The 20,571-nt window shown below is 62.2% G+C and carries 20 protein-coding genes, 1 tRNA gene and 1 pseudogene; 10 read left to right on the forward strand and 12 right to left on the reverse strand.

Translation table 11 applies throughout. The annotated features are described in order from the left end of the window. Positions 1–39 precede the first annotated feature (39 nt). Positions 40–513 carry an Lrp/AsnC family transcriptional regulator gene (locus ACODSR_RS16385; protein WP_006950751.1) on the reverse strand — a complete coding sequence of 158 codons (474 nt, stop codon included), beginning with the start codon at positions 511–513 and terminating at the stop codon, positions 40–42. Positions 514–716: 203 nt separating this feature from the next. Between ACODSR_RS16385 and ACODSR_RS16390 the strand changes: the two genes are divergently transcribed. The 4 genes and pseudogenes from ACODSR_RS16390 to ACODSR_RS16405 all read left to right on the forward strand — a co-directional run. Continuing rightward, a complete protein-coding gene (locus ACODSR_RS16390) occupies positions 717–2,432 on the forward strand; it encodes a sensor histidine kinase (RefSeq protein WP_489077707.1) in 1,716 nt (571 codons plus the stop codon). Between the two features lie 46 nt (positions 2,433–2,478). After that, entirely contained in the window at positions 2,479–3,516 is a 1,038-nt protein-coding gene (locus ACODSR_RS16395; protein WP_489077708.1) for a polysaccharide deacetylase family protein, read from the forward strand. Positions 3,517–3,548: 32 nt separating this feature from the next. After that, a tRNA-Ile gene (locus tag ACODSR_RS16400) sits at positions 3,549–3,625 on the forward strand. A gap of 65 nt (positions 3,626–3,690) precedes the next feature. Then, a pseudogene (locus ACODSR_RS16405) lies at positions 3,691–3,798 on the forward strand (Arm DNA-binding domain-containing protein); the annotation flags it as partial. A 66-nt stretch (positions 3,799–3,864) separates the two neighbouring features. Here ACODSR_RS16405 and ACODSR_RS16410 read toward each other — a convergent pair. Beyond that, complete coding sequence (locus ACODSR_RS16410; protein WP_489077709.1) at positions 3,865–4,767, reverse strand: LysR family transcriptional regulator; 903 nt, start codon at positions 4,765–4,767, stop codon at positions 3,865–3,867. A 187-nt stretch (positions 4,768–4,954) separates the two neighbouring features. Between ACODSR_RS16410 and ACODSR_RS16415 the strand changes: the two genes are divergently transcribed. The 4 genes from ACODSR_RS16415 to ACODSR_RS16430 all read left to right on the forward strand — a co-directional run bounded on the left by ACODSR_RS16415 (position 4,955) and on the right by ACODSR_RS16430 (position 9,183). After that, entirely contained in the window at positions 4,955–5,530 is a 576-nt protein-coding gene (locus ACODSR_RS16415) for a TonB-dependent receptor (protein WP_489077758.1), read from the forward strand. Positions 5,531–5,633: 103 nt separating this feature from the next. Continuing rightward, positions 5,634–6,764 (forward strand): serine hydrolase domain-containing protein, encoded by a 1,131-nt coding sequence (locus ACODSR_RS16420; RefSeq protein ID WP_489077710.1) that lies wholly within the window; start codon positions 5,634–5,636, stop codon positions 6,762–6,764. 69 nt (positions 6,765–6,833) lie between these two features. After that, entirely contained in the window at positions 6,834–8,510 is a 1,677-nt protein-coding gene (locus tag ACODSR_RS16425; RefSeq protein WP_489077711.1) for an AMP-binding protein, read from the forward strand. After that, positions 8,497–9,183 carry a glutathione S-transferase family protein gene (locus ACODSR_RS16430; RefSeq protein WP_489077712.1) on the forward strand — a complete coding sequence of 229 codons (687 nt, stop codon included), beginning with the start codon at positions 8,497–8,499 and terminating at the stop codon, positions 9,181–9,183. The genes ACODSR_RS16425 and ACODSR_RS16430 overlap by 14 nt, the downstream gene beginning before the upstream one ends. Positions 9,184–9,310: 127 nt before the next feature. On the opposite strand, the gene ACODSR_RS16435 is transcribed toward ACODSR_RS16430, so the two are convergent. From ACODSR_RS16435 to ACODSR_RS16445, 3 genes are read right to left on the reverse strand one after another with little or no spacing between them, the layout of a single operon-like run. Continuing rightward, positions 9,311–9,775, reverse strand: coding sequence for a nuclear transport factor 2 family protein (locus ACODSR_RS16435; RefSeq protein WP_489077713.1), 465 nt, complete (start codon positions 9,773–9,775; stop codon positions 9,311–9,313). A gap of 14 nt (positions 9,776–9,789) precedes the next feature. After that, entirely contained in the window at positions 9,790–10,200 is a 411-nt protein-coding gene (locus ACODSR_RS16440) for a VOC family protein (RefSeq protein ID WP_489077714.1), read from the reverse strand. Then, on the reverse strand, positions 10,197–10,805 hold the full coding sequence (locus ACODSR_RS16445; RefSeq protein ID WP_489077715.1) for a pyridoxamine 5'-phosphate oxidase family protein: 609 nt from the start codon (positions 10,803–10,805) through the stop codon (positions 10,197–10,199). Before ACODSR_RS16445 ends, ACODSR_RS16440 begins: the two co-directional genes overlap by 4 nt. Before the next feature lie 76 nt (positions 10,806–10,881). Here ACODSR_RS16445 and ACODSR_RS16450 point away from each other — a divergent pair, with 76 nt between their 5' ends. Next, entirely contained in the window at positions 10,882–11,775 is an 894-nt protein-coding gene (locus tag ACODSR_RS16450; RefSeq protein ID WP_489077716.1) for a LysR family transcriptional regulator, read from the forward strand. Positions 11,776–12,291: 516 nt separating this feature from the next. On the opposite strand, the gene ACODSR_RS16455 is transcribed toward ACODSR_RS16450, so the two are convergent. Genes ACODSR_RS16455 through ectA form a run of 7 tightly spaced genes read right to left on the reverse strand, consistent with a single transcriptional unit; the run spans position 12,292 to position 19,520 of the window. Beyond that, entirely contained in the window at positions 12,292–13,623 is a 1,332-nt protein-coding gene (locus tag ACODSR_RS16455) for an MFS transporter (RefSeq protein ID WP_489077717.1), read from the reverse strand. Then, positions 13,620–14,855 (reverse strand): MFS transporter, encoded by a 1,236-nt coding sequence (locus ACODSR_RS16460; RefSeq protein ID WP_489077718.1) that lies wholly within the window; start codon positions 14,853–14,855, stop codon positions 13,620–13,622. The genes ACODSR_RS16455 and ACODSR_RS16460 overlap by 4 nt, the downstream gene beginning before the upstream one ends. 20 nt (positions 14,856–14,875) lie before the next feature. Beyond that, a complete protein-coding gene (locus ACODSR_RS16465; RefSeq protein ID WP_489077719.1) occupies positions 14,876–16,318 on the reverse strand; it encodes an aspartate kinase in 1,443 nt (480 codons plus the stop codon). After that, positions 16,315–17,235: an ectoine hydroxylase gene (thpD, locus tag ACODSR_RS16470; RefSeq protein ID WP_489077720.1), complete on the reverse strand. Its 921-nt coding sequence runs from the start codon at positions 17,233–17,235 to the stop codon at positions 16,315–16,317. The genes ACODSR_RS16465 and thpD overlap by 4 nt, the downstream gene beginning before the upstream one ends. 30 nt (positions 17,236–17,265) lie before the next feature. Continuing rightward, complete coding sequence (locus tag ACODSR_RS16475) at positions 17,266–17,694, reverse strand: ectoine synthase (RefSeq protein ID WP_489077721.1); 429 nt, start codon at positions 17,692–17,694, stop codon at positions 17,266–17,268. Between the two features lie 13 nt (positions 17,695–17,707). Then, entirely contained in the window at positions 17,708–19,018 is a 1,311-nt protein-coding gene (ectB, locus tag ACODSR_RS16480) for a diaminobutyrate--2-oxoglutarate transaminase (RefSeq protein ID WP_489077722.1), read from the reverse strand. A 10-nt stretch (positions 19,019–19,028) separates the two neighbouring features. Next, positions 19,029–19,520: a diaminobutyrate acetyltransferase gene (gene ectA / locus ACODSR_RS16485; RefSeq protein WP_489077759.1), complete on the reverse strand. Its 492-nt coding sequence runs from the start codon at positions 19,518–19,520 to the stop codon at positions 19,029–19,031. 265 nt (positions 19,521–19,785) lie between these two features. Between ectA and ACODSR_RS16490 the strand changes: the two genes are divergently transcribed. Continuing rightward, complete coding sequence (locus ACODSR_RS16490) at positions 19,786–20,274, forward strand: MarR family winged helix-turn-helix transcriptional regulator (RefSeq protein ID WP_489077760.1); 489 nt, start codon at positions 19,786–19,788, stop codon at positions 20,272–20,274. Positions 20,275–20,571: the final 297 nt, after the last annotated feature.

Here is a 20,571-nt window from a genome sequence, read left to right on the forward strand (position 1 = left end):
GGCCGGATCAGCTAATGATCCGGCACCGCGCCTGACAATTCACACCGGCAAAGGCACGCCCGGCAGATTTTTGGACGTGCGGATGGTGAGCGATGTCTTGACGCTCACCACATTGGGCGCTGGCGTCAGTTTGGACGTCAGAAATTGCTGAAAGCTCTGAAGGTCCTTCGCCACGACCTTCAGAATGAAATCTATCTCACCGTTCAACATATGACATTCGCGAACCTCTGGCAGTTCCGCGACATGATCCTGAAAGGCTTTGAGGTCCGCTTCCGCCTGGCTTTTCAGGCTCACCATAGCAAACACCGTGATGGTGTAGCCCAGCATCCCCGGATCGACCACGGCATGGTAGGAGGTGATGGCACCCGCTTCCTCCAGCGATCGGACGCGGCGCAGGCATGGCGGCGCGGTCAGGCCGACCTTGCGTGCCAGTTCCACGTTGGTCATCCTGCCATCCTGCTGCAATTCACCCAGAATTTGCAGATCAATGTCGTCGATATTCGGGCCGGCCATTATTGTGCTTATTTCCTGTCCTGTTTTCCTGTCCCATCATAATAATGTTTCAGGGCAATGCAATTGTCCCACTATGCGACGATCGCTTTCGTTCGCGTAACCAGCCCCTTTTCCTTTGCGGGGCGAGGGCTTATCGGTAGGTGCGTGACAGCCGCTGAGCGCACCGGGCACCTGCCTGCGCCACGGCCATATGGGGATTATTGGTGCGTTTCAACGATCTGATGCAGACAGTGCTGGCCGCCGAGGACCGTGCCGGGCTGGGCGCGGTGACGTTGTGGCGTCAGTGCGTCGATTTGCTGGCGCAGCATGACCGCGCCGATCGCGCGCCGATGGCGGCGGACCAGCGGGCCGCATTACTCGACCGGCTGGCAGGATTGCGCACCAAGCTGTCGGAAACGCAGCGTATTGCCACCGTCGTCGAACTGGGCGGTCGGCTGCGGTCGGCTAGCCTGGTCGAGTTTTTTGCCCATGATCGCCCCTCCATTGCCGCCGCCGCGATGGCACGGGCGCAATTGCCCGACATGATGTGGGAAGAGCTGCTGCCACGGCTGACGCCCACGGCGCGCGGCGTCCTGCGCGGGCGGCGCGATATCGGTCCGGCGGCGCGACTGGCGCTCGAAGCCTTTGGTCCGTCCGATCTGGTGCTGACCACCGTACGGCAGGATATGGTGGGCGACAGCGACATGCTGCTCACCGCCGATATGGTTCCGGCGAACGACGCGCCGGATTTGGAGGCTGAGACCGGCACGGTCACGCCGCTGCGCGCGCCTGTCGGCGACAAGGACCAGATCCGCAATCTGGTCGACCGGATCGCCCATTTCACCAGCACCCGGCCGCCACCCCAGCCACTGGCGACAGAGGAACCTGACAGCAGCGCGCCACCGCGCGATTTCGCGTTCGAAACCGATGCCGCTGGCACGATCCTGTGGATTGACCAGGGACCGCGCGCGGCGCTGATCGGCCTGTCGCTGGGCGAAGTAGCGCTGGAGGGCGGTAGCGGGCCGGATGGCCATGTCGCAGGTGCCTTTGCCCGGCGCAGCGGCTTCCAGAATGGTCGGTTCGCCATTGTGGGCGGGACGATGGCCGGCGAATGGCGACTGTCGGCCACCCCCTTTTTCGATCCCCGGTCGGGCCGCTTTCAGGGCTATCGCGGTCAGGCGCGTCGTCCCTTCCTGCACGAAGTGGCCGCGCAGCACGAGCCTGCGCCGGACGGGCTGAGCGGCCTGTCGGCGGATTCGCTGCGCCAGCTGGTGCATGAACTGCGCACGCCACTGAACGCCATATTGGGCTTTGCCGAGATTATCGAGCAGGAATTGTTCGGCCCGGCAGGCGCGGAATATCGCGATATGGCGGGCAATATAGCGGTCGATGCGCGCCATCTGCTGGCGGCCTTCGACGATCTGGACCTCGCCGCCCGCGTCTCGCGCGGCGACGATGTCGGTGCGCCGCAACTGCTCGATCCCGAACCGCTGGTGCGCCAGATCGCCAACCGCTTCCGCGATCAGGGCGGCGCGCCGGTCGACATCGCTATGGCAACCGACCTGCCGCCAGTGCGGATCGATCCGGTGCAAGGCGAACGCATGGTCCAGCATCTGTTGCGCACGCTGATTTCCGTCGCGCCAAAGGGGGAGGCGGTGACCGGTGCCTGCTGGTTCCAGCCCGAAGGCACCAACGGCCGGGTTGTCCTGGCCATCGACCGTCCCTCCAGCCTGGCGGGCATGGAGGAGGCGCAACTGCTCGATCCGGGCTATACGTCCGAAGGCGATTGGGCCGATGGTCCGCTGCTGGGGCTGGGCTTTTCGCTACGGCTGATCCGCAGCCTCGCCGGGACATGCGGCGGCAGTCTGGAAGTGGAGCCGGGGCGGCTGCTGCTCGCCATTCCCGCCGCCAGCGTTGCCGAAGACACGGCCCACGCCTGACGCGCACGGCAACCCTATGGCAACCATTGCGCGCTATGGATAGCGCATGACTGTTTCCCCCCATGACGGCAACCTGCTGGCCCCGCCCTTGCTGCAGGACAGGATCACCCTCGATCCCGCTTTCGGCACCCGATTCATGCTGTTCGTCGATACCGAAGAGGAATTTGACTGGAACGCCCCTTTAAGCCGCACCGGTCATGACGTCACCGCCCTGCCGGGTATGGCACGGGGGCAGGCCTATTTCGCGGCGGCTGGTGTCAAGCCCATCTATGTCACCGATTATCCCGTAATCGATAGCGACGTAGCGTCAGCGATGATGGCGCAATGGGTCAGCGACGGCACCGCCGATATCGGCGCGCATCTCCACCCCTGGGTCAACCCGCCCCATGTCGAGGAAGTCAGCGCCGTCAACTCCTATGTCGGCTTCCTGCCCGAAGCGGTAGAGCGCGCGAAGCTGGAGGCGCTGTGCCGCCGGATCGAGGAGCGCTTTGGCCAGCGCCCCATCGCCTATCGCGCCGGTCGCTATGGCGTTGGTCCCAACAGCGCGCGGTTGCTGAGCGAAGCGGGGTTCCGGCTCGACAGTTCGGTGCGCAGCCGGTTCGATTACAGCCATCAGCATGGCCCGGATTTTTGCGGCTTGCCCCAGACGCCCTATTGGGCTGGTCCTGACAGGACTCTGGTGGAATTGCCGCTGTCCACCGCCTTTGTCGGCCTGCTGCGCGGCGCGGGCGAGCGTCTCTATCGCGCGGCCCAGTCCATGGGGCCGCTCGCCGGCGCCCTGTCGCGCGCCCGGATGCTGAGCCGCGTGCCGCTAACCCCCGAAGGCATATCCGCCCCCGAAGCCATCGCCGCGATCGACGCGCTTATGGAGGAGGGCGTTCCCGTCCTCAATTTCAGCTTCCATTCGCCCACGCTGGAGCCGGGCCATACCCCCTATGTCCGCGATGAGGCCGACCGCACCGCCTTTTACGGCTGGTGGGACGCGGTGCTGGCGCATCTGGCGAAACGGGGCGTCAGGGCAGCCAGCCTGGATCAGCTTCTTAACGCCGTTCCCATGCGTATCGAGGCTTGCCAAGCGGCGTGATGCTGCCTAATCGGGCGTTCGTTGACAAGGTGGGGCCTGTAGCTCAACTGGTTAGAGCTGTCCGCTCATAACGGATAGGTTGCGGGTTCAAGTCCTGCCGGGCCCACCAACGCTTCAATTCATAGAGCACATATGGTATAAATAAACCCTTCAATTTGAATGGTTTATTGGCCGATGTTTATTCAGGTGTCACCAGCCGGTACAAAATCATGGCGGTTCAAATATCGGCACGGTGGCAAGGAGAGACTGCTAAGCTTTGGCCGATACCCTCCGATCGGACTCGCCGCAGCACGATTGGACCACCCGCTACGCGAGATGATGGCAAAACGGTTCGACCGATCGAGATTTTCATGGGGACAATCGCCCTTCACCGCCGCGCAAGCGCGCGAACTGCCAGAACTCATCGCCAGCTTTCGAAGGTTCAGCAATATTGCGCAGAAGCTGGAACGGAACAGTAGCCGGCGCTGCCAAGGGAATGCGGACGACCTCGGTGAAGCCCGCATCGTCCGCTCCGAAATCGAAGTAGGCGGCAACGGCATCTGGCGATCTCATTCGATCGGGCGCGCCCTCCGCCAATTCCGGTACTTCGATCAGATGAGCGCCGGCCTTGATCAGCGGAGCATAGAGCCGATCCCACAAACCGGGATAAAGATTTCGGATGAACACCTCGATGGTTTGTCCGATCGTCGCATCGGGCGATATCGACGTCGACGTGGCCCATGGGTGATCACGATCCAGGCTGAGTGCAACCCCGAACCGTTTCAAAACCAGGCTTTCGAAGCCGGTGGCTTCGGTGTCACCCATGATGAAGGCCAGGTCGATATTTCCTGTCTCCAGGCGACCGAGGAGCGCTAGCGACCAGCCTGTCTCGATTTCGAGGCTCACATCTGGATGGGCTTTGGCGAACTCGCCGATCAACTCACGGCGCTCACGAATGATCTTCGAGTAGGGTGGGGCACCGATCCGCAGCACGGTCCGGTTCCTGCGGCCAAGCTGGAGCGCCAAACGATCGGCCGCCTCCGCGGCTTTTGCAACGTTGCGGGCAGCTTCGAAGAGTTCCGCGCCCCGCTCTGTCAACGTCACGCTCCGCGTGGTGCGGTCGAAAAGACGATAGCCGATGATCTGTTCAAGCTTGTGAATACGGGCGGAGAGCCATGGCTGAGCGACACGCAGCCGTTGGGCGGCTCGGGTGAACGAGCCATTCTCGGCGATGGTCGCGAAATCGATCATGAGTTTCGGATCAATAGCCACGCACACCCCCACAGTCGCATTGGCACCAGAATATGACGATATTCTTATCAATCATAGCGAAATACGTATTGGACTTGGCAGCTCTGCCGGCCCCATGCATCTCCAGAACTAAAACGCCTGCAGGCAAGCAGGCGAAAAGAGGGGGGCGATGGTGAAATTTGGACCGATGGCCGTCGTGATGAGTGCGATGTTCGCTTCTACATGCTATGCACAATCTCGTGCGGTAGCGGTCGAAACCGCTCAGAGCCTTGGGTTGACGAATGCCATCGACATCGCGACGTCCAAGTCCTACGCAGCCTTCCTGGAAGGCTATTACGATCTGACCGGCCAGCTGAAGGTCACGGTGGGCGGCCGCTATACTTATGAGGAGCGCGCCGCCAGGGGCGACACGAATGCCAGCTTCGCGGCACAGTCACGGACAATGCGGGCGACGAGTTCGCCATCGGGACGTGGACCGCCTCGCTTTCGGGAATCGCGCAATATCGTTCGTCGATCAACTTTCAGCCCGGGGCTGGCGGTCAGCTGGGCTATGATCGCGACGGGCATCTCTTCACCGCGAACGCATCGGGCTATATCAGCCCGCCCGGAGAAAAGCTGCGCATTGGCGTCTATGCCAACAATCTATTCAACAACGACTATGCCGCTTTCAGGCAGACCGCCCAGCCCTATGGCGTCTATTATAATGCCGCCAAGCCGCGCACATATGGCATGCGGTTGGAGTATATATTCTAGTTTGTTGATCGGGGCTGCTGCATCATCATAGGGGTGATGCAGCAGCAACCGTCTTCTTGCGCCAGCGCGGCGTAGGATCATCTGCGTCCAGGCTACCGAACGCACAAGCATATCTCGAATAAGGAGTTTGGTTCGTGTCAGATAAAACCCAAGGAATAGTGGCCGACGGCTATGAGGGCGTCCGCATAGCCTTCGATGATAATCTGGCATCGGGGCAGGACGTCGGGGCGGCATTCGCTGTTTATCGCGACGGCGCCGCAGTGGTGGATCTGTGGGGCGGAAGCCGCGTGGAAGATCGCTCCGCCAGGATTACCGATCGCACCCTCTTCGGCGTCAATTCCACGTCAAAGGGCGTCCTATCGATCTGCATCGCGATGCTGGTCGACCGGGGCAAGCTGGATTATGAAACCCCCGTCTCGGCCTATTGGCCGGAATTTGCGGCGAACGGCAAGGCTGCGATCACAGTCGGCGAAATGATGTCGCATCAGGCCGGCCTGGTCGGCGCACGCGAACCGGTGACACTGGACGATTATATTGCCCATGATCGCGTCGCCGCCATGCTCGCCGCGCAGGAGCCGTTCTTCGGTCCGGGCCTGTGGGGCTATCATGCGCTGACCATCGGCACGCTGGCTGACGAACTCATCCGCCGGGTCGATGGCCGGACCATCGCCCGTTTTTACGAGGAAGAGATTGCAGCGAAACTCGACATCGACGTCTATCTGGGGCTGCCGATCGAGGAAGATGATCGCTATGCCGCGATGTTCGGACCGGACGACGTGGCTGCCATTGATTTTGAAGTCCCCAATCTCGAAGCCATGGCGGCCGCGCTGACCAATCCGATGATCGCCTGGGACTTTCCCAACCAGCGCTACTGGCGCGCGGCGGGGCACTCGGCGGCCGGCGGGACTGCGAACGCGCGCGGCCTGGCCAAGCTCTACGCGCATCTCTTCAGCGATGAACCATGGCTGCTGGGCAAGGCGGTGCTGGAACAGGCGACCCGTGAACGTGTTGCCGGCTTCGATCAAGCCATGGGCTTCCCCGGTCGCTATGCAGCCGGATTCCGTCTCAATGACGGTGCAATGGGCCCGAATCCGGCATCATTCGGCCATCCGGGCTTTGGCGGCAGCATGGCCTTTGCCGATCCGGCTCGCAGGTTCGGCGTGGCCTATACGACTAACACCATGCGCAACCCCAACGCGCAATGGCTCGACCCGCGCCTCGCCCCTTTGCTCGATGCGCTCTATGCAGCCGAGGCGGCACGCTGAACGCCATGCCGTGGAGCCTGTCGTCGCCCCGACGGGCGCTGCTTCGTAAGATTATCAGGAGGACAATATATGCCGTCCCATGAACTGAGCCATGTGGTTGGCGACACGCAGCCGCCGCTGCTGGACATGACGATCGGACAAGCGCTGGATCGCGCGGTGGAACGCTGGCCAGACCAGCTCGCGCTGATTTCGCGGCACCAGAATGTGCGTATGACATGGGTTGAGCTGAAGCAGGCGGCCGACGCCCTCGGCCTCGGCCTGGCGGCGCTCGGGATCAGGCGCGGCGATCGGGTCGGGGTGTGGGCGACCAACTGCGCCGAGTGGACGATCGCGCAGCTCGCCACCGCCAGCGCCGGGATGATCCTGGTCAACATCAACCCCGCCTACCGTCTTTCCGAGCTGGACTATACGTTGCGCATGGTGGGGGCCACCGCCCTGATCTGTTCCGCCAGCTTCAAGACCAGCGACTATGTCGCGATGGTGGAGGAGGTTGTGCCGGGCCTGGCGGACAGCGACGGCGCGATCACATGCGACCGGCTGCCGGCGCTGAGGCATGTGATCAAGATCGGCGGACAGCCACGGCGCGGCTGGATCGATTTCGAGGATGTGCTGGCGCGCGGTCGCGAATCGCCAGCCTCCATGACCGATCTTGCCGCGGGGCTTCTCCCCGGCGACCCGATCAACATCCAGTTCACCAGCGGCACCACCGGCCTGCCCAAAGGGGCCACGCTGTCGCACCATAATGTATTGAACAACGGATATTTCGTGGGGCTGGCCATGGGCCTGGGGCAGGGCGACCGGCTTTGCGTCCCGGTGCCGCTCTATCATTGTTTCGGGATGGTGATGAGCAACCTCGCCTGTCTCGTGCACGGCGCGGCCATGGTCTATCCCTCGGCCGCGTTCGATCCGGGCGCGGTGCTGGAGGCGGTGGAGGCCGAACGCTGCACCGCGCTCCACGGCGTTCCGACGATGTTCATCGCCGAACTGGAACATCCCGACTTCGCGCGATACGACCTGTCGTCGCTGCGCACCGGCATCATGGCGGGCGCGCCATGCCCGATCGAATTGATGAACAGGGTCATGACGCGGATGCACATGCGCGACATCGGCGTTGCCTATGGGATGACGGAAACCAGCCCGGTCAGCTTCCAGACCGCGCTGGACGATGCGGTCGAACGCCGGGTATCGACCATCGGCCGCGTCCAGCCGCATCTAGAGGTCAGGATCATCGACCCCGCCACCGGGGACACGGTGCCGCGCGGCGTTCCGGGGGAATTATGCACGCGCGGCTATGCGGTCATGCTCGGCTATTGGGAGGATCCCGATCGGACGGCGGAGGCGATCAGCGACGGATGGATGCACACCGGCGACCTCGCGGTGATCGACGAGGACGGCTATGGCCGCATCGTCGGTCGATCGAAGGACATGATCATCCGGGGCGGCGAGAATATCTACCCGCGCGAACTGGAGGAATTTTTCTTCCGGCATGACGCCGTCGAGGATGTGCAGGTCGTCGGCGTACCCGACGAGAAATTCGGCGAGGAGGTGTGCGCCTGCATCCGCCTTCGCGCTGGCATGGCGGTCAGTGAGCAGGCGATGATCGACTATTGCCGCGGCCAGATCGCCCACTTCAAGGTGCCCCGGTACATATATTATGTCGACGCCTTCCCGATGACGGTGACGGGCAAGGTGCAGAAACATCTGTTGCGTGACATGGCTGCGGCTGCGCTGCGTGAGCGGGCATGATGGGGCCGGCTACGGCCAGCCGTGGAGCCAGCGGGGCATGCTGACGCTCTATCATTGCCAAGGGGCGCGTTCGCTGCGGCCGCTCTGGGCGCTTGAGGAAATGGAGCTGCCCTATAAGCCGGTCCTGCTGCCCTTCCCGCCCAGGGTGCTGGACAAGCCCTATCTGGATATCAACCCGCTCGGGACCATCCCCTTCCTGGTCGATGGCGACGTGAAAATGAGCGAATCCGCCGCCATCTGCCTCTATCTCACTGCGCGATACGGGCCGACTCCGCTGGCGCTCACGAGTGACGAACCGGATTTCGCCCTGTTCCTGAACTGGCTGTTCTTCAGCGACGCGACCCTCACCTTTCCCCAGGCGATCGTTCTGCGATACCGTGAGCTTGAGGCGCCCGCGCACCGCAATGAACAGACGGCCGCCGATTATGAGAAATGGTTTTTCGGCCGGCTGCGCGCGGTCGAGGCGGCGCTCGCCGATCGCGAGTGGCTGTGCGGCGGACGGTTCACGATCGCCGACATCGCAATCGCCTATGCCCTGTATCTGGGCGATGCGATCGTGGGCCTGGGGCACGGCTTCGGGCCGAACGTGCGCGCCTATCTGGACCGGGCTTGCGCCCGTCCCGCATTCGTCCGGGCGATGCAGGTCGATGTCAGAGCGCCTGCCTGGCGTTAGACGGGGGTTCCGATCCGTGCTGCGCATTAGGAAGCGAACGCACCGGCGACGTTCCAAATGCGCTTGCAGCGGAGCCGAAGGCTATGGCGAGCTGGTTGGGGGCGACCAACGTAAGCGGCCGTGAAAGCTAAAGCCCCAAATCTTCCAGTCCGGGATGATCCCCCGGTCGTCGCCCGATCGGCCAGCGGAACAGGCGATCCTCCTGCGAGATCGGCAGGTCGTTGATGCTCGCAATCCGCCGCGCCATCAGGCCATCGGTCGCGAACTCCCAATTCTCATTGCCATAAGAGCGATACCAGGTGCCTGCATCGTCATGCCATTCATAGGCGAAGCGCACCGCGATCCGGTTACCTTCATAGGCCCACAGACCCTTGATCAGTCGATAGTCCTGCTCACGGCTCCACTTCGCGGCTAGGAAGGCGATGATAGCATCCCGCCCCTGAAGGAACTCGGACCGGTTCCGCCAATGACTGTCCTCGGTGTAGGCAAGCGCCACGCTTGCGGGATCGCGGCTGTTCCAGCCATCCTCGGCGGCGCGGACTTTTTGCAGTGCGGTCTCATGGGTGAAAGGCGGGATGGGCGGTCGCGACATCGGACAATATCCTTTCAGGCAAAGGGCGTGGCGAACTCAAGGCGAATGCCACCGGGAATGAAGATAAGGAAGTGGCGCGTCGAGGACCCCGGACGGATGGGGCCGGGCGCTGCATCGACGACTACCTCCGGATGCGCCGTCACCGCCTCCCACGCCGCCTGCAGCGCGGCATCGTCGGCGACCGACAGCGAGAGATGATGGAGACCGATGTTCGCGCGCCGGTCGAAGGCCCGGACAGTAAGTGGGTCCGCAGCGCGCCACAAGGTTAGCAGGATCGCGCCGTCCGACACGAAGATGGAGGGATAGTCGGGCACGCCGCCCACCTCGTCGAAACCCAATGTGCCACAGAAAAAGGCGCGCGCCTGATCGAGGTCCGGCACGGTGAGGCCGACATGATGGACACCGTGAGTAAGCTTGCCGGTCATGATGCTGTTCCTTCCAGTTGAGCGATGCGGGTACGCAGCGCCTCGATCTCGTCGATGAGTGGGCGAGAGGAGCGCTGCACATCCGCCTCGGTGAAGCGCGGCGTGATGTGCTGCGGGCAGTTCCAGTCGAATCCGATGACGTCGATCAGGAAGGCGCGTTCCGGTTCGGCGGCATAGTCGGGAGGCATGAGCGCAGCGATGTCTGCCGGACCCTCGCTGGAATGGGCATGGCCGATGATCTTGAGGCGGCGCCGGTTCGGATAATCCATCAGGAACAGCGAGACACGGTCGTCAGCCATAAGATGCGCGGCGGAAAGATATTGCCGGTTCCCCCGATAATCCGCAAACCCGATGCGATTGCCCTCGATATGGCGGAGGAAACCTGTCGGTCCGCCACGATGCTGGACATAGGGCCAGCCATCCTCCGAAACGCTTGCCATGTAGAAGCTGTCGCGGGCGGCGATAAAGTCCAGTTCCCGCTTTGTCAGCACATCGACTGGTCCCGCGTCCGCTTCCATGCGGGCATAGGATGTGCGCGATCCCGCCGCCGTTTGCAGGGCGCGAGCGCCGGGACCGAAGAGGGTATGGAGAAATGTCTGTGCCATGCACAAAGAGATAGCGCGTTGCCTCTGCAGCGATAATGAGCGATGATCGACGTTTACTATTTCATTTTGAGGAATAATGGACCGCTTCGAGAGCTTCTCCGTCTTCGTCGCCGTGGCCGATCGGCGCGGCTTCGCGGCTGCTGCAAGGGCGCTGGATATGTCGCCGCCCGCAGTCACTCGCGCGGTCGCGGCGCTGGAGCGGCATCTGAACGTGACGTTGTTCCATCGCTCGACGCGAGCGGTGTCCTTGACGGACGAGGGGGCGGTCTTGCTCGACCGGGCCCGGCGAATCCTGGCAGACCTGCGTGAAGCGGAGCAGATCGCCATGGGCGGGCGGTCTGTGCCGCGCGGTCTGCTCTATGTGACCGCGCCCGTCATGTTCGGGCGCCTCCATGTTCTTCCAGTCATCAATGCGCTGCTGGCAAGCCACGCAGGTTTGAATGCGCGCATGATGCTGCACGACCGTAATGTCCGCATCGTTGAGGAGGGTATTGATGTGGCGGTGCGGATTGGGACACTGGCAGATAGCACGCTGCGCGTCGTGACGATCGGCTCGGTCCGGCAGACTATCGTGGCGAGCCCGGCCTATCTCGCCGAACATGGCGCGCCCACCGATCCAGCCAAACTTGCCAGTCATCATTGTATCCTCGGCAGCGGAATACGCGCAGGCAGCACATGGCGGTTCGGTGCACGGGGCGACAGTATGGTGGAGGTGGTTCCCCGCCTGACCGTCAACAGCATCGATGCGACCATCGCCGCCGCTGAGGCGGGCGTGGGGCTCGCCAATGTGCTGAGCTACCAATCGGCCCCGCGCATCGCGAACGGGCAGTTGGTGGAGGTGCTGGCGGATCATGCCCCGTCCCCCATGCCGGTAAGCCTGCTCTACGATCCCGGTCGTGCAGCTATGCCTGCGGTTCGCGTGTTTATCGAGGCCATGCGGGAACAGGGGAGGCGAGAAGCGTGGTCCTGATCAAGATCGCTCCGAAATCGTGGGCGGAAAAATCACTGCCTTGCGAAACAGCGGAACACAGGGCTGTGGGGATCAAAACTTCTCTATTGGAAGCCGGTATGCGTCGTTTCGCGCCTCGTGCCTCACAATTTCTGCCCGGCGCGTTCAAGGTCGAGTGCGCCGCTGATACAGATCGTTCATCAGGCCAAGTCCGCTGCTGAGCGCGATCGCGATGGTCAGGATGATGAAGGCTGCACACAGGCTGCGGATGAAAAGGGCGGTCCAACTGGGAAGGTGCGGGACACTCTCGCCCCCCAAGCCGGATGATCAGCGCCGGCACGATGCTCGAAAGCCGGGCGACAATCGACCCCAGATGCTCCAGCAGCTTGACAACCAATGTGGAGACAAGGCGTTTGGCAACCCAGTTCGCTATCCAGGCGATCGCTATCAGCAGCATGATCGCCAACATCGTCTGCAACCAGGGTTAATCGAAATGGCGGTCCGTCACGACAGCCATAATATTGTCAGTTATCCATGTCATGCGTCGGTCTGATCGGCGAAGACATTTTCATGCAGCGAACGCCCAGCCGTCTCAGGCATGAAGCGGAGCGCGACAAGGCCGACGATGCAGGCCATCATCATGTAGAAAGCGGGCATCAGGTCGTTGCCGGTGGCGGTGATCAGACCGCTGCCGATCGCTGGCGCGGTGCCACCGAACAGCGATGTGGACATATTATAGGCAATCGCGAAGCCTGCGAACCGAACAGGCGTCGGGAACAGCGCGGGGAAGGTCGCGGAAATCGTGGCCAGTTGCGGCACATAGAGCAGGCCGAGTAACGCGAAGCCTATGATCGCACCGACGAACCCCGTCGCCATGAGCATGTAGAGCGGCACTATGCCCAGCAGGAGCCCGATCAGCGATAGGCGCCACATCGGTTTGCGCCCGATCCGATCCGACAGATGGCCCGCAAACGGCAGGAAGACCATCATGAAGGCCATGCCGATGATCGGCACGACCAGGGCTTCGTCCGGCGACAGGCCGATGCGCCGCTGTAAATAGGTCGGCATGTAGCTGAGCAGCGTATAGTTGACGACGTTGAGCGCCACGACCAACCCACTCACGACCAGCATTGGCCGCCAATGATCACGCATCAACGTTCTGAGCGGCGGCGATCCGCTGCCTTCGACGGCCTGTTCGCGAAAGACTGGCGTGTCCTCCATCATCGATCGCAGATACATGCCGATAAGGCCCATGGGCGCTGCAACCAGGAACGGGATGCGCCAGCCCCAATCATGCATCGCCGCGTCCCCCAGCAACAGCGAAAAGCCGAGCATCAGAACTGCGCCAAAGGAAAAGCCCGCCAGCGTCCCGAACTCCAGGAAGCTGCCATAGAAGCCGCGCCGGTCGTCGGGCGCATATTCGGCCATGAAGGTCGCCGCGCCACCATATTCGCCGCCGGTGGAAAAGCCCTGCACCATGCGCAGCCCGATCAGCAGCGCAGGGGCGCCCCAGCCGATCTGCGCGTATGAAGGGATGAGGCCGACCACCAGCGTTGCGCCGGACATCAGCAATATGGTCAGCGCCAGCACCGATTTGCGCCCCAACCGATCGCCCAGCGGCCCCCAGAACAGGCCGCCCAATGGCCGCACGAGGAAGGAAATGGCAAAGGTCGCCAACGCGAACAGCACGGCATCATCGACGTCGCCGGGGAACAGCGCGGCCGAAATATAGGTGACGCCATAGGCATAGATGCCATAGTCGAACCATTCGGTCGCATTGCCCAGCGCGGAGGCGGCGATGGCCCGGCGTAGCGTGGCGTCATCGACCCTGTTGTGGGTTGGCGACGGTATAGGTGTGGAGGTGGTCATGACATATGTCCATCTGCGGTATTGGGATCGAGCAGGGACGCCATCGGCGTCGTGCGCGGAACGATCTGAAAATCCTGCTGGTCGGGTACTGGCACGGACGGCGTGGCGGTCTGGCGCCACACGCCGAACGCAAGCGTCGCGCCCGCGCACAGGGCAATGAAGAGGAAAAGGCCGCCGCCCGGCGCGACGCTCATCAGCATGGCCGCGCCCAGCGGGCCGATTGCGGCGCCAACCGAATAAAGCAGCACCAGTCGCCCGCTCGCCGCCACCCGCTCGGTAGCCAGCAGCCGGTCGTTGCAATGCGCGACGCACAACGGATAGAGCGCGAAGCTGAGTCCGCCGAACAACGCCCCCAGGGCCAGAAGCGACGGCCCGGCAGAAACCAGCATCGTCAGCATCAGGCAAACGGCCATGGTGGCCGCAAAGCAGCCCACGATCACGCGCCGCCGATCAAGCCGGTCGGACAGGCGACCGAGCGGCCATTGCAACGCGACACCGCCCAGGATCACGATCATCATGAAGCTGGCAGTCGCGCCCAGATCCAGCCCCAGCCGCCGCACATGGACAGCCGCCATGCCGTAGAAGGCACCGAGCATCAGTCCGGTCGTGACAGCACCAAAGGTGCCGAGCGGCGACGCGGCATAGAGGGCGCGGATCGAAAAGGCCTGCGCCTCGACCGGTGCTGGCGCGGCGCTGCGGGTCAGGCAAAGGGGAATGATCGCCAGGGAAATGAGGATGGAGGCCAGTTGAAACGGCACGGCGGGTAGCGCCCCGCTCGCCGCCAGCAGCAATTGCCCGACCGCCTGCCCAGAATAGAGCGCGACCATATAAGCGGCGAGCACGCTGCCGCGCGTTTTCGCCTCGGCCCTGTCATTGAGCCAGCTTTCCAGGCAGATGAACACGCCAGCGACGCAGATACCGTCGATCAGCCGCAGCATCGTCCAGAAGAGTGGAGAGTGCAGCAGGGGGTATGCGAGCGTACTGGCTGACAACAGCGAAACGAAGGCGGCGAAGGCGCGGATATGCCCGACCTGCCGCACGATGCCGCCCGCACGCAGCGCGCCGATCACCAGCCCGCCGAAATAGGCCGTGGCGACTGCGCCGATTGCCATGGTGCCAGCCCCCGCCCGCTCCAGCCGAAGACCGATCAGCGTGGACAGGAAGCCGCTGCCCGCCATCAACATGAAGATGGCGAGCAGCAGGCTGCGGACGGGATGGATTGCGGCGAACATGGTATTGGACGGGACGCTGATCAGGCCGCGCGCCGATCTTCCGCTTCGCCTGTCCGATCTTCCACCAAAACATGGTGCAGGGCGCCTACCGCGTCATCATAATGATCGACGTCCACGATGAACTGGACATCGACATTGCGGATTTGGTGCTGCATTGCGATGACCGGCACATGCGCAGCGGCCAAGGCTTGCAACGCATCAGTCATCAGCCCCGGTCGCGATATGTCGCTGCCGATTACCGACACGATCGCCACCGGCAGGGCCGAGATAGCCGCATCGGGATAACGCGCCTGAAGGTCGGCGATCACCCGCTTCACCGTCGCCGCATCCGCCGACAGATAATGGGTGATTGTGTTGGCGTTGGACGCCTTGCTGACGATCCAGGCACCATGTTGGGTTAGCACTTCAAGGATGGCGGCGTCGTAGCCCTTCACCCCGACCATGTCCTGCTCGAAAAACTGTAATGCCTGCGCATGGCGCACCCCGGTCACGATCTCGACGCGAGGCGTGTCGGAGACATAATCGCTACAAATGAGCGTCCCGCCATCTTCCCGGTCGAAGGTGTTGCGAACGCGCAACGGAATATCCGTCTGGCGCAATCCCCGGCCAGCACCCGGATGAATTGCCTCCATGCCCAGATTCGCCAACTGGTCCGCCACGTCATAATTTGTGCGGCCAATCTTGCGCGCCTTGTGCTTGCCCACCAGCCGCGGGTCCGCGCTCGACAGGTGAAATTCCTTATGGATAATTGCCTCTCGCGCGCCAGTCAGTACGGCAATGCGCGAAAAGGTCATTTCGGAATAGCCGCGCGCATAACGGCGTACCATGCCTTCGCTGCATCCGGCATAGCCGGTGACGATGGGGAGGGTGGTGGCCAGGTTGATCGGCGCGAAGGCCTCGCTTATCCGCTCGTCCAATTCGCGCATGTCCTGCTGGTCCCACAGAGTCAGGTCCACGAACTGGGCGTTGACGCCGCGATCGCGCAACAGCAGCGCCGTCGAATGGGCGCTGTGCGCTTCGCCAAGGCCAGCGAGCAATTCGCGCACCGTCATCAACTGTTCCTTCACGCAGAAACGGCCATGGCTGCGCAGCCGGGCCAGATCGTCCAGGCAGGCGGCGACGGCGTCGATCCGTATATCGACAAAGGCGTTCGCCTCCGTCAGCCGGTCGGCGCGCACGAACATGGCCGCGTTGCGATCCTGCATGGCGCGACGCACCCTTTCCATTGCCTGGCGCCAGCCTTGGATACTTTCATCCGCAACGAAGCGCGCATAAACGCCCGGCTCGCCACTTTTCTTATGCTCCAGCAAAAGGTCGGTCATGCCGGCATAGGCAGACACCACGAAGATGCGGTTATACAGGTCCGCATCCTTGCGCCCGCCGATCAGCACATTGTCGAACAGGGTAGTGGTGGCGGCCATGGACGTGCCGCCGATTTTCTCGACGCTATGGATATTGCTCATGCCGGCACCTGCGCCATCAATGGTCCGGCGACAGGCGTGATTGCTTCCGGCTCGCCGCGCGCGGCGATGAAGGCGGGGCGTGGCGTATCGACACCGAAGGGCGCAGTCAGGCGGTTCGACACGGCGTTATAGACCAGGAAGGCGTTGGCGCGCGGGAAGGGGGTGATGTTGCCGTTGGACCCATGCATGATGTTGCAGTCGAAGATCACCACCGATCCGGGCTTGCCGGTTGGTGCGACGATCCCGAATTTATGCGCCAGTTCAGCAAGGCTGTCTTCGTCCGGGACGCCATATTCCTGCTTCTTCAGCGACTGGCGGTAATGATCGTGCGGCGTTTCGCCGACACAGGTCAAGAACTGGCGGTGCGATCCGGGGATCAGCATCAGCGGGCCGTTATGCGGGGTGTTCTCCGCAAGCAGTACCGACATGGACAAGGCCCGCATGCGCGGCATCCCGTCTTCGACATGCCAGGTTTCGAAATCGCTGTGCCAGTAGAATTCCTTGCCCTGGAAACCGGGTTTATAGTTGAGCCGCGACTGATGCAGGTAGACGTCGTCGCCCAGCAGGAAACGGGCAACCCCGGCCAACCGCATGTCGGAAGCCAACCGCTCGATCACCCGACTTTGGGCATGAATACGGAAAATGGAGCGGACTTCCTTGCTCCCCGGTTCGGTGACCACCGTTTCCGTTTCCAGCGCATCGGGATCGCTCAGCAACGCGCCGCCCTCCCGCTGGAGGAAAGCGACTTCGGCGTCAGAGAACATATCCTCCAGCACCAGATAGCCGTCGCGGTCGAACTGTTCGGCCTGGCTGCGGGTAATGGGGGCATCTTCGCTCCAGTCGCTATGGACGACAGGGTCGAGGCGCGGCGAAAACGCCGCCACCTGTGTGCGGCGGGATGGGTAGAGATCTTTCAAGGGAGGTCCCCCTTTGCTTGTTCGGGGAATTTAGTCGGTCAGCACTGGTTCGCGCGTGGCACCAGTGTCGGCGCTGGATGTATCGGCGGGATAGGCGCCATTCTCGTCATGCACTTCGCGCCCGCTGACCGGCGGATTGAAGGCGCAGGCACACAATATCTCCGTTTCGGGGCGCACGATATGCTGGTCGTGGGCATTAAGCGCATACATGACGCCCGGCGCCAGCCGATGGGTCACACCAGTGCCCAGATCCTCGATCGTACCTGTACCCTTGAGCACCAGCACCGCCTCCAGATGGTTCTGATAATGCATGTGCAATTCCTCGCCAGCGTACATTTTGGTGACGTGGAAGGAAAAGCCCATATCGTCATCCTTCAGCAGAAGGCGGGCACTTTCCCAGCCCTTGGACTTCACATTGCGGTCGGACGTGCGGATATCCTGCAATTTGCGAACGATCATCGGTCGTGTCTCCTTATTCTGCGGCGACGCCATAGGTGACGGTCAGGGCGGAAGGGACGCTGTCTTCAAGAATGTCGAGACCGGCTGAAAGAACGGCATCCTCGATTATGAGAGGCGCCAATATCTTGACGATTTCGTCATGCGCGCCGCTGGTTTCTATGATCAGCCCCTGCGCGAAGCAGGCGGCGGTGATGGTTTGGGCGATGTCGCCGGAGCCTACGTCCAGACCGCGCATCATGCCGCGACCGCGGGTGGACAGGCCATGTTCGGCTGCCATTGCGTCCAGCCTGCGTTCCAGCAACGCGCCCCGGCGGACGATGTCCTGCTGGAAACTGTCATTGCTCCAGAAATGACGCAACGCTGCCGTGGCGGTGATAAAGGCGTGGTTGTTGCCGCGAAAGGTGCCATTATGTTCACCCGGCGACCATTGGTCGAGTTCAGGCCGGAACAGGGTGAGCGCGAACGGCAGACCCATGCCCGACAGCGACTTTGCCATAGTGACAATGTCCGGGGTGAACCCCATGCCTTCGAAGCTGAAGAAATTACCGGTCCGGCCACAACCGGCCTGAATATCATCCACGATCATCAGTGCGCCGTGGCGCTTTGCAACCTCGGAAATCGTGCGGAGCCATGCGGGCGACGCGACATTGAGGCCGCCTTCGCCCTGCACCGTTTCGACGAGGATGGCGGCCGGTGCATCAAGGCCGCTCGACGGATCGGACAAGCGACGTTCCAGCAGTTCGGCGGTGTCGACGTCGGGACCGTGATAGCCGTCATAGGGTTCGTGCGACACATGGCTGAGCGGTACGCCCGCGCCACCGCGCTTGGCCGCATTGCCGGTGCAGGCGAGTGCGCCCAGCGTCATACCATGGAAACCATTGGTAAAGGCGATCACCATCTCGCGACCGGTGATCTTGCGCGCCAGTTTGATCGCGGCTTCGACGGCATTGGTGCCGGTCGGCCCCGTGAACATGGCGCGATAGTCGAGACCGCGGGGCTTGAGGATCACATCCTCCAGCGCGGTCAGAAAATCGGCCTTGGCATCGGTGTGGAGATCCAGGCCATGAGTGATGCCGTCGCCTGCGATATAGTCGACCAGCGCGCTTTTGAGCACCGGATGATTATGCCCGTAGTTCAACGTTGAGCAGCCCGACAGGAAGTCGAGATACCGACCGCCCTGATTGTCGTGCATCCACACGCCCTGCGCGCGGTTGAACTGGCGCGGCATGGCGCGCGCATAGCTGCGCACGATGGATTCGCGTCGTTCGTAGATCGCCGTGTCGGGAATGGCGGCGGTCGGTTTAGGGTGAGTGGTAATGGTCATATATATCTCCTCAAGGGCGTGCCAACTGGGGCAGCGGGCCGATCCGCGCCTGCCATTCGGTGGCGTGGGCACCCGCGAAATGGGCGTCGCGTTCAAACCGGGCGGCTTTTTCGAAGTGGGCGTTCCAGCGATGCGCTAACCCTTCAAACAAGGCCCAGGATGCGCCGTTGTCGTGGGTGATGGTGGTGGTCAGATGCGTGACGCCTGCCTGTTGTGGGCGTGCCAGCAGCGCTTGGATCATCCGTCCGGCCAGGCGCTGGCCTCGTGCGGCGGGCGATACAGCAACCTGCCAGACGAAGAAATTTTCCGGCGCGGCGGGTGGACGATAGCCCGATACCCAGCCGACCAGTACACCACCGCATTCCGCAACGATGCAGCTGTCGGCAAAGTCGGTGCATTGCAGCAGGTTGCAATAGGCCGAATTGGGATCAAGCGGCGGGCAGGCCACGATCAATCCGCTGATAGCTGGCCCATCTGTTGCAACGGGCCTTCGTAATGCGATGTCCTGCCCCTTGCTCTCTTCGGAGCGCGCAGAAGCCCGTGGCGGCGCGGCGGCCGCTGTAGCTTGGGAATCAAAGATTGTTCATCTCCCGAATTATATTTTGGACGGAACGGCAGGGACGTCCCGGTGAGACGGGCAGTTATATGACGCATTGCAGCGTGTGTTTCAACCCATGATGGTGAATTAGCTTCATTTGGTGAAGCAATATATCCGCCATCGGAAGGAAATTGGCAGTGCGCCGCCTTTGCGGCTATGGCGCAAATCTATGGACTCTGAACTTTCAACGCTGACCCTGCGCGCATTGCGGCGCGTACTGCGCGCCACCGAAATCGGCAGTCGTCAGCTCGCCACGACCACGGGTCTGACACCCTCTCAACTTCTGGTATTGCGCGAGATCGACTTGCGCGGGAGAACCACACCTTCGGCCATCGCGCAGGCCCTCCAGTTCAGCCAGGCCACGATTACCGCGATCGTGGATCGCCTCGTGTCCCTTGGCTTTGCCCAGCGTCAGCGCAGTGAAGCCGACAAGCGCCAGTTTCACCTGAGCCTTTTGCCAGAGGGTATAAAGGCGCTGGCCGACGCGCCGGACCCGCTGCAAATGCGCTTTACCAACCGTTTTGAAGCCCTGCCCATATGGGAGCAGGCCATGATATTGGCTGCGACCGAACGGCTGGCCATGTTGATGGATGCGCAAAACATTGATGCGGCGCCGTTACTCGACGGTGGGCAGATTGATCGCGCAGAGCCGCAATGATATCCATTGACTTGGTAAGTGCAGTTTAATTCACAGAAACTATTGGATAGATTCTATGGCAGGTTGCGATCTTGATCAAGCGAAGGGTGCACGGCCAGAATGAACATTTGGCTGCGTAGATACTGAATAACCTGCGAATTTCTATTTACGATACAAGCAGATATTATTATCTTGGCCGCTGCCGCGGGGTAAAAACTGGGGTAAAATAAAAATGGCGGGAAGAAAAATTTTTTTCTCATGGGATTAACACTTACTGATCGGTTGCTGCCAGGCCCACCAATTGCCATCATTGCACAT

The organism is Sphingobium sp. FG125 (assembly GCF_057809795.1).

Coding starts and splice junctions, on each gene's coding strand:
- ACODSR_RS16385 (WP_006950751.1), bottom strand. CDS start 513: ATGGCCGGCCCGAATATCGACGACATTGATCTGCAAATTCTGGGTGAA.
- ACODSR_RS16395 (WP_489077708.1), top strand. CDS start 2,479: ATGACTGTTTCCCCCCATGACGGCAACCTGCTGGCCCCGCCCTTGCTG.
- ACODSR_RS16415 (WP_489077758.1), top strand. CDS start 4,955: ATGTTCGCTTCTACATGCTATGCACAATCTCGTGCGGTAGCGGTCGAA.
- ACODSR_RS16425 (WP_489077711.1), top strand. CDS start 6,834: ATGCCGTCCCATGAACTGAGCCATGTGGTTGGCGACACGCAGCCGCCG.
- ACODSR_RS16435 (WP_489077713.1), bottom strand. CDS start 9,775: ATGTCGCGACCGCCCATCCCGCCTTTCACCCATGAGACCGCACTGCAA.
- ACODSR_RS16440 (WP_489077714.1), bottom strand. CDS start 10,200: ATGACCGGCAAGCTTACTCACGGTGTCCATCATGTCGGCCTCACCGTG.
- ACODSR_RS16445 (WP_489077715.1), bottom strand. CDS start 10,805: ATGGCACAGACATTTCTCCATACCCTCTTCGGTCCCGGCGCTCGCGCC.
- ACODSR_RS16450 (WP_489077716.1), top strand. CDS start 10,882: ATGGACCGCTTCGAGAGCTTCTCCGTCTTCGTCGCCGTGGCCGATCGG.
- ACODSR_RS16455 (WP_489077717.1), bottom strand. CDS start 13,623: ATGACCACCTCCACACCTATACCGTCGCCAACCCACAACAGGGTCGAT.
- ACODSR_RS16460 (WP_489077718.1), bottom strand. CDS start 14,855: ATGTTCGCCGCAATCCATCCCGTCCGCAGCCTGCTGCTCGCCATCTTC.
- ACODSR_RS16465 (WP_489077719.1), bottom strand. CDS start 16,318: ATGAGCAATATCCATAGCGTCGAGAAAATCGGCGGCACGTCCATGGCC.
- ACODSR_RS16475 (WP_489077721.1), bottom strand. CDS start 17,694: ATGATCGTTCGCAAATTGCAGGATATCCGCACGTCCGACCGCAATGTG.
- ectB (WP_489077722.1), bottom strand. CDS start 19,018: ATGACCATTACCACTCACCCTAAACCGACCGCCGCCATTCCCGACACG.
- ACODSR_RS16490 (WP_489077760.1), top strand. CDS start 19,786: ATGGACTCTGAACTTTCAACGCTGACCCTGCGCGCATTGCGGCGCGTA.